Below are 12065 nucleotides of genomic sequence, written 5' to 3' on the forward strand. Positions count from 1 at the left end.
CCTAAAATCTTTTTTCAGGAAAAGCTTATGCAAATAAATTGCCCCGGAAAATGAAAACAATGAAAACCTTTCATTAAATTTGCACCCTATAAAATAGTACATCTGTACCTAAACTAGTTAAATGATAGAAAAACATATTGTTTTAGAGGATATTGATCCTGTTATTTTTTATGGTGTAAACAACGCCAATATGCAAATGATACAAGCTTTGTACCCCAAGCTGAGAATCGTGGCACGTGGAAATGTCATTAAAGTGATGGGGGACGAAGAAGAAATGTGTGCTTTCGAAGAGAGTATTCTGGCACTGGAAAAATATTGTGCCCAGTATAATTCATTGAAGGAGGAAGTCATTCTGGATATTGTCAAAGGACGCAAACCCCAAGTGGAAAAGACCGGCGACACGATTGTATTCAGTGTGACGGGGAAGCCTATCGTGCCTCGCAGCCCCAATCAGTTGAAACTGGTGCAGGAGTACGAAAAGAACGATATGCTGTTTGCCATCGGTCCGGCCGGTTCCGGAAAGACTTATACCGCTATCGCGCTTGCTGTACGCTCTCTGAAAAACAAGGAAATCAAGAAAATCATTCTAAGCCGCCCGGCTGTGGAAGCCGGTGAAAAACTCGGTTTCCTTCCCGGTGATATGAAAGATAAGATTGATCCTTATCTGCAACCGCTGTATGATGCTCTGCAGGATATGATTCCGGCTGCCAAGCTGAAAGAATATATGGAACTGAATGTGATTCAGATTGCTCCTCTGGCATTTATGCGCGGACGTACACTGAACGATGCCGTGGTGATATTGGACGAGGCTCAGAATACCACGACACAGCAAATCAAAATGTTCCTCACCCGTATGGGCATGAACACCAAAATGATTGTTACGGGAGATATGACGCAAATAGATTTGCCCTCATCACAAACTTCGGGACTGGTGCAGGCTTTGAAAATTCTGAAAGGAGTAAAGGGTATCAGCTTTATCGAACTGAATAAAAAAGATATCGTGCGACATAAGCTGGTTACCCGCATTGTGGATGCTTATGAGAAGTTCGAGGAAAAACAGAAAGCCGAGCGGATGGAAAAAGCTGCGGTCGACAAATCAAAAAAGACTATCTGACCCTGCAAGAAGAAAAACAATTCATTTAATATAAAAAAGACATGAGTAAAGCATTAACAAGAACAGACTTTAACTTTCCGGGACAAAAGAACGTGTACCACGGCAAAGTGCGTGATGTGTACAACATCAATGACGAAAAGTTAGTAATGGTAGCTACAGACCGTATCTCTGCATTCGATGTAGTTCTGCCCGAAGGTATCCCCTACAAAGGACAAATGCTGAACCAGATTGCAGCCAAATTCCTGGATGCAACCACCGACATCTGCCCCAACTGGAAAATGGCTACTCCCGACCCTATGGTAACCGTAGGTGTTATGTGCCAGGGATTCCCTGTAGAAATGATCGTTCGCGGTTATCTTTGCGGTAGCGCATGGCGTGCTTATAAAAACGGTGTCCGCGAAATCTGCGGTGTGAAACTTCCCGAAGGGATGAAAGAAAACCAAAAGTTCCCGGAACCCATTGTAACCCCGACCACCAAGGCTGAAATGGGTCTACACGACGAAGATATTTCGAAGGAAGAAATCTTGAAACAAGGTTTGGCTACTCCTGAAGAATATGAAATTTTGGAGAAATATACATTGGCTTTGTTCAAACGCGGTACAGAAATCGCTGCCGAACGCGGATTGATTCTGGTAGATACCAAATATGAATTCGGTAAGCACAACGGCACTATCTACCTGATGGACGAAATCCATACTCCCGACTCAAGCCGCTATTTCTACTCGGAAGGTTACGAGGAACGCTTTGCTAAAGGTGAACCCCAGAAACAACTTTCTAAAGAGTTTGTACGTGAATGGCTGATGGAAAACGGTTTCCAGGGTAAAGAAGGACAACAGGTTCCTGAAATGACTCCCGAAATCGTAAACTCTATCAGCGAACGCTATATGGAATTGTTCGAACATATCACCGGTGAGAAGTTTGTAAAAGCAGATACAGACAATATCGCCGAACGTATCGAAAAGAACGTTACCGAATACCTTAAATAAATGACTCTCCTCGTTTAAAAAGGAGAATGTATCCGGGACGGACTGAATCCGCCCCGGATTTCCCCCTATATATAAAGAAGCGTATGACTAACTATCCACAAGAAAATATCAAGCCCTACAACGCCGACGAAAAGAAAAGCGTGCAGGTAGAGAAAATGTTCGACAACATTGCTCCTGCCTACGACCAACTGAATCATGCCCTATCATGGAATATAGATAAAAGTTGGCGCCGCAAAGCCATCAATTGGCTGAAGCCTTTTCATCCGCAACGTATGATGGATGTAGCCACCGGCACCGGTGACTTTGCCATTCAAGCCTGCCGCATCCTTCAACCCGAAGAACTGATAGGCACGGACATATCGGAAGGCATGATGAATGTGGGGCGTGAAAAAGTAAAAGCTGCCGGCTTGGAGAACCGCATTTCCTTCGCCAAAGAAGATTGTACGGCACTCACTTTCCCCGACAAACGCTTCGATGCTATCACAGTAGCCTTCGGCGTACGCAATTTTGAAGACCTCGATAAAGGGTTGCGTGAGATGCACCGCGTACTCGACGACAACGGAAAATTAGTCATCCTCGAACTTTCCGAACCGGATTGGTTCCCTATGAAACAATTATATGCCATTTATTCCAAAGTAGTTATCCCCACCCTCGGAAAACTTCTTTCCAAAGACCAAAGTGCATACACTTACCTACCCCAATCCATCAAGGCTTTTCCACAAGGAGAAATCATGACTGACATCATCCGCAAAGCCGGTTTCAGCCAAGTAAACTTTAAACGATTGACATTGGGTATCTGTACACTTTATTTAGCAACAAAATAACTAAAAGCAAGAGTTTTATGAAAAAATATGGTTTGATAGGTTATCCACTCGGACATTCTTTCTCAAAGAACTTCTTCAATGAGAAGTTTAACTCCGAAAATATTGACGCCGAATATGTAAACTTCGAAATACCTTCCATCAAGGAACTGCCCGGCGTTTTGCTGGAAAATCATGATTTGGTAGGTCTGAACGTCACCATTCCTTATAAAGAACAAGTCATTTCTTATTTAGACGAATTAGACCCTGATGCAGCCGCCATCGGTGCTGTAAATGTGATTAAAATCATCCGCCCCGCTAAAGGAAAAATCAAACTAATCGGATATAACTCTGATATTCTGGGATTTACCCAATCTATTGAGCCACTGTTGGAACCGCAGCACAAGAAAGCTTTGATACTAGGCACAGGGGGCGCTTCCAAAGCCATTTACCATGGACTTAAAAAGTTAGGACTGGAAGCTAAATTCGTGTCACGCACCCCCCGCGAAGGGATGTTCACATACGAGGATTTAACACCTGAAGTGATGGACGAATACAAAGTAATCGTCAACTGTACACCGGTGGGGATGTATCCTCGTGCCAACGAATATCCCCATATTCCATACGAGTGCCTTACCCCCAACCATTTGCTTTATGATTTGTTGTATAATCCCGACACCACCCTATTCATGAAGAAAGGAGCCGATAAGGGAGCTGTCACCAAAAACGGTTTGGAGATGCTGCTGTTGCAGGCTTTCGGTGCTTGGGATATATGGAATAAATAAAGTATGAAAAAGAAATATCTTATCGGAACGGGCCTTGTGCTCGTTCTTCTTACCGTTATTCTGCTGGGAGCCAGCCAATATATGCTCAACTACTCTCTTCGTCCCGATAACCGGGGAAGGGATTTGGCCGGCTCATGGCAGTATATGTTCGACACTTACCCTTATCTGAAGCCGTGGAAAGACAGTTTACAAAACGCAGGTGCTCTTAAAGATACATTTATCTATGCCCCGGACAATGTCAAAATGCATGCCTATTATGTAGCTGCCGCACAGCCTACCTCGAAAACCGCCGTCATTGTTCACGGATATACCGATAACGCTATCCGCATGATGATGATTGGCTATATGTATAGCAAAGAGCTAGGCTTCAACATTCTCTTACCCGACCTTAAAGACACGGGACTGAGCGGAGGAGATGCCATTCAGATGGGATGGCTCGACCGTAAAGACGTCATGCAATGGATGAAAACAGCCAACGAAATATATGGCGACAGCACCCGTATGGTGGTACATGGCATCTCAATGGGAGCAGCCACGACAATGATGGTGTCGGGGGAACCTCAGCCCGACTATGTAAAATGTTTTATCGAGGACTGCGGATATACCAATGTATGGGACCAATTCTCCAAAGAACTGAAATCCCAGTTCGGCCTTCCCCAATTTCCATTAATGTACACAGCCGACTGGCTATGCCAACTGGAATATGGATGGGGATTTAAAGAAGCATCCGCTTTAAAACAAGTCGCCCGATGCCAGCTCCCCATGTTCTTCATTCACGGTGACAAAGACGATTATGTTCCGACCTGGATGGTATACAAATTATATGAGGCAAAACCTGAACCTAAAGAGCTATGGATAGTTCCGGATGCCGACCATGCACATTCATATCTCATCCACACCAAGGAATATACGGAAAGGGTGAAAGCATTTACAGACCGATTTATTTAATCCATAAGGAGTACTAAGCCTTTCATACGGAAGGCTTAAGCTTTTTGAATGGCAGGCTACTACGTCCTACCGCAATGGGACGTAATAGTCAGCTGTATAAAAAGACTTAACCCTAAGGAAGAAAAGCCTTAGACCGGCTAAAGACACGATAAAAAAAGCCGTGAAGAGTATACAAAGGATTAAGAGTGGAAAAGTAAAATTTTACCTGAAAGATAACCATTGTTTCAGGAAAATCGTTATCTTTACGAATAGAAACTTTTAAAACTACAAACAACATGTTTAATTCATTTGGTAACATTTTCCGATTAACGAGTTTCGGTGAGTCTCACGGCCCCGGTGTCGGTGGTGTAATTGACGGTTTTCCGGCAGGTATCGACATCGATATGGATTTTGTACAGAAGGAACTGAACCGCCGCCGTCCCGGACAATCGCTCCTTACCACCAGTCGCAAGGAACCCGACACAGTGGAGTTCCTTTCAGGCATCTTTGATGGAAAGTCTACAGGCTGTCCCATTGGTTTCGTGGTATGGAACAAGAACCAACATTCCAACGACTACGAGAATATAAAGAATCTCTTCCGCCCTTCGCATGCGGACTATACTTATATGGAAAAATACGGCATCCGCGACTATCGTGGCGGAGGACGTTCATCGGCGCGTGAAACAATTTCGCGCGTAGTGGCCGGTTCACTTGCCAAACTTGCTTTAAAGCAACTGGGCATTACCGTGACAGCCTATACCTCACAAGTGGGACCTATCAAGCTGGAGCAAGACTATAAAAGCTACGACCTCGACCTGATTGAAAGCAATGATGTCCGTTGTCCCGACCTTGAAAAAGCAAAAGAAATGGCAGAACTTATCTGGAAAGTCAAAGGTGAAGGCGATACCATCGGTGGTGTGATTAGTTGTGTGATTAAAGGATGTCCTATCGGATTGGGACAACCTGTATTCGGTAAACTGCACGCTGCATTGGGAAATGCCATGTTGAGCATCAATGCCGTGAAAGGCTTTGCCTATGGACAAGGATTCGACTCCATGGAACTGAGGGGTAGCGAACAAAATGATGTATTCTACAACAACGGCGGACGGGTGGAAACAAAAACCAATTACTCCGGCGGCATTCAAGGCGGCATCAGCAACGGACAGGATATCTATTTCCGTGTTGCATTCAAACCAGTCGCAACAGTGCTAATGGAACAACACACCGTAAATGTCAATGGCATCGACACCACTATGAAAGCCAAGGGACGTCATGACCCCTGCGTATTGCCCCGCGCCGTTCCGATTGTAGAAGCCATGGCAGCCATCACTATTTTAGATTACTATTTGATAGACAGAACCACTCAATTATAAGAATTATCTTTATAGAAAGTCCAAAGAGACAAACAGCCTGTGTGCTTCTCTTTGGGCTTTTTATATGTACATTTTTCTTTTATTTAAGTTTTATAATTTTTTTCTTTTCCTCGGGAGCGTTAACTTTAGCCCGATAAAAAATCATTCAGCTATGGAAATTAAACAATACATTAAAGAAAATGAAGCCCGCTTCATGGAAGAACTCTTCAGTCTCATTCGCATTCCCAGTATCAGTGCATTGCCCGAACATAAAGACGACATGCTTGCTTGTGCCCAACGCTGGAAAGAACTGTTGCTGGAGGCGGGAGCAGACGAAGCAATGATTATGCCGTCTCAAGGCAACCCATTGGTATTCGCACAAAAACATATCAGCGACGAAGCCCCTACAATATTAATATATGCGCATTACGATGTAATGCCCGCAGAGCCGCTGGAACTTTGGAAAAGCCAACCGTTTGAGCCCGAAATACGTGACGGACATATCTGGGCACGCGGTGCGGATGACGATAAGGGGCAATCCATGATTCAGGTAAAAGCCTTCGAATATGTGGTGAAGCACGGACTGTTGAAGCACAATGTAAAATTTATCTTCGAAGGAGAAGAAGAAATCGGTTCACCCAGTCTGAATGCTTTCATCAAAGAGCATAAAGAACTGTTGAAAGCTGATGTTATCCTAGTCTCGGATACAAGTATGCTGGGAGCCGACCTTCCCTCGCTGACTACCGGACTACGCGGGCTGGCATATTGGGAAATCGAAGTGACAGGCCCTAACCGCGACCTTCACTCAGGTCATTTCGGCGGAGCAGTGGCCAACCCCATCAATACCTTATGCAGCATGTTGGCAAAAGTCATTGATGAAGACGGTCGCATCACGGTTCCCCATTTCTACGATGATGTGGAAGAAGTGCCTGTCGCAGAACGCGAAATGATTGCCCAAATACCTTTCGACGAACAAAAATATATGGCCGCCATTGATGTAAAGGCATTGAAAGGCGAAAAAGGATATTCTACGTTGGAGCGTAACAGTTGTCGTCCGTCATTCGATATTTGTGGTATTTGGGGAGGATATACGGGTGAAGGCTCTAAAACCGTATTGCCATCAAAGGCTTACGCCAAGGTATCCTGCCGTCTCGTTCCGCACCAGAATCATGAGAAGATATCCAAATTGTTTGTCGATTATATCAATACTGTCACTCCCGATTATGTAAAAGTAAAAGTAACTCCCATGCATGGTGGCGAAGGTTATGTTTGCCCTATAACCCTCCCTGCCTATCAAGCTGCCGAAAAAGGATTTACCAAAGCCTTCGGGAAAAAGCCGCTTGCCGTTCGCCGGGGAGGAAGTATCCCCATTATCAGCGACTTTGAACAGATTCTGGGTATAAAAACGGTATTGATGGGATTCGGATTGGAAAGCAACGCTATTCACTCTCCCAATGAAAACATTCCCCTCGATATTTTCCGTAAGGGAATTGAAGCAGTGGTCGAGTTCCACTTAAATTACTAATCATTTACTAAAAATGAATACAAATACAATATTCAAGTTATTACCTGCTGTTGTGTTATCAGTAATGACGATGGAAAGTTGCCAAAATATGGATAAAAACGAAAATATCAAAAAAGAGAAAAGTGCTATCGAAATAATTATGGCACGCAAGAGTGTCCGTTCTTATACATCCCGACCTGTGGAAAAGGAAAAAGTGGACATCATGCTAAAAGCGGCTATGGCTGCTCCCTCGGCTGTGAACAAGCAACCTTGGTCTTTTATCGTAATAGACGACAAAGAAGTATTGAACCATTTGGCACAAGTATTGCCGTATGCCAAAATGACTGCGGAAGCACCCATGGCCATCGTGGTCTGCGGTGATTTAACCAAATCATTGAATGGAGAACTCGGACAATATTGGATGTTGGACTGTTCTGCAGCTTCCGAAAATCTATTGCTGGCAGCCGAGGCTTTGGGATTGGGAGCTGTATGGACAGCTGTTTATCCGGAAGAACAACGTATAGAAAATGTACGCGCCGTCCTGTCATTGCCCGAATATATTGTACCCTTCAACTTAATCCCTATCGGTTATCCCCAACGCAATGAGGAACCAAAAGATAAATTCAAGCAGGAAAACATACATTACAACCAATGGTAACGCCAGATAGCATGTAAGAAACAAGTATTGTTATATTTCGCTGTAAGAATGAATAAAATCCGCCCAAAACAACTTGCTTTATGTATTTGGGCGGAGAATTTGTAATTTTACCACCATTATCAAAAGTCACACAACCAATGAAAGTATTAAAAGAACGAATCTTACGAGACGGCAAATGTTTTGAAGGAGGTATCTTAAAAGTAGATAACTTCATCAACCACCAGATGGACCCCATCCTGATGAAATCTATAGCCGTGGAATTTGTACGTCGTTTCGCCTCAACCAACATCAATAAAGTAATGACAATCGAGGCCAGCGGAATCGCACCTGCCATCATGGTGGGATATCTGCTTGAACTCCCTGTGGTCTTCGCAAAGAAGAAAAAGCCCGTTACTATGGAAAATATGCTCACCACCAGTGTATATTCTTTCACCAAAGACCACTCTTACGATGTTTGTGTCAGTAAAGACTTTCTCCAAAAAGGGGACCGTGTTCTTTTTATTGACGACTTCCTCGCCAATGGCAATGCCGCCAAAGGTATTATCGACCTGGTAGAGAAAGCGGGAGCCAAACTTGCAGGCATGGGCTTTATCATCGAGAAGTCATTCCAACACGGTGGTGATTACTTACGCAACGCGGGCATACGCATTGAATCACTGGCTATCATTGATAGTTTGGACAATTGTGAAATCAAAATAAGATAATCATACTTACACTGATATCCGAAGCCGGATATCAGTGTAAGTACAATTCATGTTATAGCCAAAAGTTAGTGTTGAAATTATACAAAGGTAAAAAACAGAATGAAAGCAGAATAAGTTAAGTTCATTCCATTCCGTAATCAAACTCATAAATATTAATGCGGATATAATCATAATCAGTACGTGATATAATAGCCTCCAATGCTTCATCGCTAGATTTATCCGCCCAAGAACTTTTTGTTTTCTTATATACTTCGGGCAACTGCTTTTTAGATACCTCCAAAAAATAATCCATATAACCATCGTATAGCTCACGAAAGAAATAAAGGGCACGGAGTTTTTGATGATCAAAACCGACGTCTTCCGTTCTACACACTACCGATTCATTATTGCCTTCCACTTTAATTAACTCAAGGGCTGTAAAGTATGCCATAATCTTTTCAAATTTTAGTAAAACAATTATTTTCTCTATCTCTATTGCAAAGGTCCGGCATTTCTGCACAAGATATATGTGCATTGCTCTTTTTTTTATTATGTTTGCAAGAAAATAAATCAAAAATACAATGGTCACAGACAAAGCATTGTGGTTGGCAGATTTCTTATACCGAAAAAAGAAAGCCACCAGAGAGCAGATAGAAAAAGCATGGAAGAAAAGCAATATCAGTTATGGTAAACGCTTGGGAAGACGAACTTTTCAAGAGACAAGAAACAAAGTAGAAAGATTGTTTGACATAAATATTGACTACAATGCCAAAACACATGAGTATTATTTTGAAGACCCTGAAATATTTCAAGAAAACAGTATTCGAAACTGGTTATTAAAAACTCTGTCCGTTTCCAATCTTTTGCAAAGATACCGGACTATGCAAGAACGCATCTTGCTTGAAGAACCCGCTTATGGATACTTCTACCTCCCCGACATACTGGAAGCAATGGAAATGTCCGCAAAGATAGAATTATCTTATCACCCTTTCAACGATAATAAATATACCACTTTGTTTTCACCCTACTGCTTAAAGGTGTTCAAACAGCGATGGTATGTGTTGGGATTCTCTTCCCGTCATCAGCAAATACGGACTTTTTCTTTCGACAGAATAGAAGACATTGCTCTTACAGAAGAAGCGTTCTCTATTCCCAAGGACTTTAACCAGCATTCTTATTTCAATAATTGTTATGGCATTACCTATTCCCCCCACTTGGAGCTGGAGATTATCGTCTTTAAGGTAAACAGCAGACAGATTCCTTACTTTCGTACCCGCCCTATCCATCATTCCCAAACGGAAATCAAAGAAGGTATTTTTCAGATTAAAGCCTATTTATCCTATGAATTGATACAGGAATTGTTATCATACGGCAGTAATATAGAAGTATTCTCTCCTACTTCAGTAAGAATTAAGATAAAAGAAGAGGCTATGAAGATGATAGAAATGTATCAAACAAAACTGCCATAAGCAAAAGGAAGTGTATCAAAACTCCCAAGTTACCCGCCTCTACCACAAAATGATAAGCCGGTGTTATTTTGATACAACTTCCACCTTCAGCTCTTTAATGTTCAACAACACTATATAAGCTGAACAAATTCAATCTCTATTTTTTCTTATCTTCCGTCTTCTCCTCTTTCTTTTCTTCCGGATTAATGATTCCTTTCACTGTCTCTCCAATGGGCAATTTATCAAGTACCCCAAGGCTCGGAGCCACTGTTTTCACCAACGTGTTCAAGAAATTACTTGTCCCACCGTTGCCTCCGTCAAACACTGTAATATTACCCAAATTAATATGTTCAAATGCTTTCACCTGTTCACCGGCGATTTCCTTCCATTGGTCTACCATCTTATACTGAATGGCAATTGCCGGATTCGATTCGGCAGCTTTCACCATTGCTTCGAAACCTTCAGCTTCGGCAAGTAATGATTTCTTCTTACCATCTGCTTCCGCTTCCAATTTCATCTTGATAGCCTGAGCTTCAGCCTGAGCCTGAGCCAGCAAAGCCTTTGCTCGTGCCTCTGCCTCACGGGTTATTTTCTCAGCAACGGCATCCGCTTGCAAAACAGCTTCCTGTTTGGCTATTTCAGCAGGAACAATTTTATCTGCTTTCAATGAAGATTCCACCTTACGTGCCTTCGCTTCTTCTACTTCTTTTTGGGCAATTTCGCGAGCAGTCTGCACGGCTGCTTCCGAGCGGGCAGACGCTTCACCGGCTTGTTTGTCAGCGTTGGCCTGTGTCACTGCCAGTTCCGCATCAGATTGTGCAATAGCCTTTTGTGCTTCATTTCGTCCGATAGCCGCTTTCTTGGCAGCTTCAGCCTGCTTAATCTCCATATCCGAGTTCAACTCGGCAATACGACTTTCTTTTTCAGTATTAGCTTGTTCTATGCGAATATTCTTTTCGGCTTCAGCTTTTGCCACCTGAGACTCTTTTTCCGCATTGGCAATAGCTACCTGAGAGATACGGTCTTTATCGGCATTAGCAACCGATATTTCCTGCTGCTTCTTGGTTTCGGCAATCGCAATATCCTGATCTTTACGAGTCTCGGCAACCTTTGTCTCACGTTCCTTAATCTGATTGGCTATCTTGATTGCACCCAATTTCTCTTGTTCCTCAATATTTGCCTGTGCTTCATTCTGCGCTTTACTCTCGGCTTCTTTACCTAAGTTGACAATATAATTAGCAGCATCACGGATATCGCTGATATTGATATTCATCAAATAAAGTCCAAACTTACGAAGTTCCGTATCGATATTATCCTTCACCTTTGAAAGAAATTTATCACGATCCGAGTTCAGTTCCTCAATAGTCATGTCGGCAATGACCAAACGCATCTGTCCGTAAACGACATCGGTAATCAGATTTTGCTTATCGTCCATAGTCAACCCCAACATGCGTTCGGCTGCATTTTGCATCACTTCGGGGTCGGTACTGATGGCTACCGTAATAGTAGTAGGTACATCCACGCGAATATTCTGTGCAGACAAGGCACCGGTCAACTTGCAGTCTATCTGCATCGGTTTCATAGACAGAAATTCATACCCTTGTATAATGGGCCAAACAAAAGCAGCACCACCGTGATACAGTTTCGCCGACTTCTTGTCATTACCTGTCTTACCGTATACCACGAGTACTTCATCACTTTTACACTTACGGTAACGAGAAAGGATACCGATAAAAGTAAGTAAAATGACTGCTACCAATATAGCAGCCATAATCATCATTTCTTGTGTCATAGATTATTTCTTTAAA

General features: G+C 42.9%; 12 protein-coding genes. 10 read left to right on the plus strand and 2 right to left on the minus strand.

The genetic code is table 11. The features are described from left to right. The first annotated feature begins 121 nt into the window (after nucleotides 1–121). The 9 genes from IR173_RS03240 to xpt all read left to right on the plus strand — a co-directional run bounded on the left by IR173_RS03240 (nucleotide 122) and on the right by xpt (nucleotide 8830). Complete coding sequence (locus tag IR173_RS03240) at nucleotides 122–1114, plus strand: PhoH family protein (protein WP_237038235.1); 993 nt, start codon at nucleotides 122–124, stop codon at nucleotides 1112–1114. A gap of 41 nt (nucleotides 1115–1155) precedes the next feature. Then, complete coding sequence (locus IR173_RS03245; protein ID WP_237038236.1) at nucleotides 1156–2100, plus strand: phosphoribosylaminoimidazolesuccinocarboxamide synthase; 945 nt, start codon at nucleotides 1156–1158, stop codon at nucleotides 2098–2100. A gap of 83 nt (nucleotides 2101–2183) precedes the next feature. Further along, a complete protein-coding gene (gene ubiE, locus IR173_RS03250) occupies nucleotides 2184–2924 on the plus strand; it encodes a bifunctional demethylmenaquinone methyltransferase/2-methoxy-6-polyprenyl-1,4-benzoquinol methylase UbiE (RefSeq protein ID WP_237038237.1) in 741 nt (246 codons plus the stop codon). A gap of 17 nt (nucleotides 2925–2941) precedes the next feature. Beyond that, a complete protein-coding gene (locus IR173_RS03255; RefSeq protein ID WP_237038238.1) occupies nucleotides 2942–3685 on the plus strand; it encodes a shikimate dehydrogenase family protein in 744 nt (247 codons plus the stop codon). A gap of 3 nt (nucleotides 3686–3688) precedes the next feature. Beyond that, complete coding sequence (locus IR173_RS03260; protein WP_237038239.1) at nucleotides 3689–4633, plus strand: alpha/beta hydrolase; 945 nt, start codon at nucleotides 3689–3691, stop codon at nucleotides 4631–4633. A gap of 275 nt (nucleotides 4634–4908) precedes the next feature. Continuing rightward, on the plus strand, nucleotides 4909–5985 hold the full coding sequence (gene aroC, locus IR173_RS03265) for a chorismate synthase (protein WP_237038240.1): 1077 nt from the start codon (nucleotides 4909–4911) through the stop codon (nucleotides 5983–5985). A gap of 151 nt (nucleotides 5986–6136) precedes the next feature. Further along, on the plus strand, nucleotides 6137–7489 hold the full coding sequence (locus IR173_RS03270) for a dipeptidase (RefSeq protein ID WP_237038241.1): 1353 nt from the start codon (nucleotides 6137–6139) through the stop codon (nucleotides 7487–7489). A 70-nt stretch (nucleotides 7490–7559) separates the two neighbouring features. Then, a complete protein-coding gene (locus IR173_RS03275) occupies nucleotides 7560–8126 on the plus strand; it encodes a nitroreductase family protein (RefSeq protein WP_371315855.1) in 567 nt (188 codons plus the stop codon). Nucleotides 8127–8263: 137 nt separating this feature from the next. Continuing rightward, on the plus strand, nucleotides 8264–8830 hold the full coding sequence (xpt, locus tag IR173_RS03280; RefSeq protein ID WP_237038243.1) for a xanthine phosphoribosyltransferase: 567 nt from the start codon (nucleotides 8264–8266) through the stop codon (nucleotides 8828–8830). Between the two features lie 121 nt (nucleotides 8831–8951). Here xpt and IR173_RS03285 read toward each other — a convergent pair whose 3' ends face one another. Further along, nucleotides 8952–9260 carry a hypothetical protein gene (locus IR173_RS03285; protein WP_237038244.1) on the minus strand — a complete coding sequence of 103 codons (309 nt, stop codon included), beginning with the start codon at nucleotides 9258–9260 and terminating at the stop codon, nucleotides 8952–8954. A gap of 130 nt (nucleotides 9261–9390) precedes the next feature. Between IR173_RS03285 and IR173_RS03290 the strand changes: the two genes are divergently transcribed. Continuing rightward, nucleotides 9391–10278 (plus strand): helix-turn-helix transcriptional regulator, encoded by an 888-nt coding sequence (locus tag IR173_RS03290; RefSeq protein WP_237038245.1) that lies wholly within the window; start codon nucleotides 9391–9393, stop codon nucleotides 10276–10278. A 136-nt stretch (nucleotides 10279–10414) separates the two neighbouring features. Here IR173_RS03290 and IR173_RS03295 read toward each other — a convergent pair whose 3' ends face one another. Further along, nucleotides 10415–12049, minus strand: a complete 1635-nt coding sequence (locus IR173_RS03295) for a flotillin family protein (protein WP_237038246.1) — start codon at nucleotides 12047–12049, stop codon at nucleotides 10415–10417. Nucleotides 12050–12065: the final 16 nt, after the last annotated feature.

This window comes from Phocaeicola faecalis, from assembly GCF_021730445.1.
Classification (GTDB): domain Bacteria; phylum Bacteroidota; class Bacteroidia; order Bacteroidales; family Bacteroidaceae; genus Phocaeicola; species Phocaeicola faecalis.

What these genes read in the sequence shown, in the direction of transcription:
- IR173_RS03270 (WP_237038241.1), top strand. Translation starts at nt 6,137, where the DNA reads ATGGAAATTAAACAATACATTAAAGAAAATGAAGCCCGCTTCATGGAA.
- xpt (WP_237038243.1), top strand. Translation starts at nt 8,264, where the DNA reads ATGAAAGTATTAAAAGAACGAATCTTACGAGACGGCAAATGTTTTGAA.
- IR173_RS03295 (WP_237038246.1), bottom strand. Translation starts at nt 12,049, where the DNA reads ATGACACAAGAAATGATGATTATGGCTGCTATATTGGTAGCAGTCATT.
- IR173_RS03285 (WP_237038244.1), bottom strand. Translation starts at nt 9,260, where the DNA reads ATGGCATACTTTACAGCCCTTGAGTTAATTAAAGTGGAAGGCAATAAT.
- IR173_RS03260 (WP_237038239.1), top strand. Translation starts at nt 3,689, where the DNA reads ATGAAAAAGAAATATCTTATCGGAACGGGCCTTGTGCTCGTTCTTCTT.
- IR173_RS03290 (WP_237038245.1), top strand. Translation starts at nt 9,391, where the DNA reads ATGGTCACAGACAAAGCATTGTGGTTGGCAGATTTCTTATACCGAAAA.
- IR173_RS03255 (WP_237038238.1), top strand. Translation starts at nt 2,942, where the DNA reads ATGAAAAAATATGGTTTGATAGGTTATCCACTCGGACATTCTTTCTCA.
- IR173_RS03240 (WP_237038235.1), top strand. Translation starts at nt 122, where the DNA reads ATGATAGAAAAACATATTGTTTTAGAGGATATTGATCCTGTTATTTTT.
- IR173_RS03245 (WP_237038236.1), top strand. Translation starts at nt 1,156, where the DNA reads ATGAGTAAAGCATTAACAAGAACAGACTTTAACTTTCCGGGACAAAAG.
- IR173_RS03275 (WP_371315855.1), top strand. Translation starts at nt 7,560, where the DNA reads ATGGAAAGTTGCCAAAATATGGATAAAAACGAAAATATCAAAAAAGAG.
- aroC (WP_237038240.1), top strand. Translation starts at nt 4,909, where the DNA reads ATGTTTAATTCATTTGGTAACATTTTCCGATTAACGAGTTTCGGTGAG.
- ubiE (WP_237038237.1), top strand. Translation starts at nt 2,184, where the DNA reads ATGACTAACTATCCACAAGAAAATATCAAGCCCTACAACGCCGACGAA.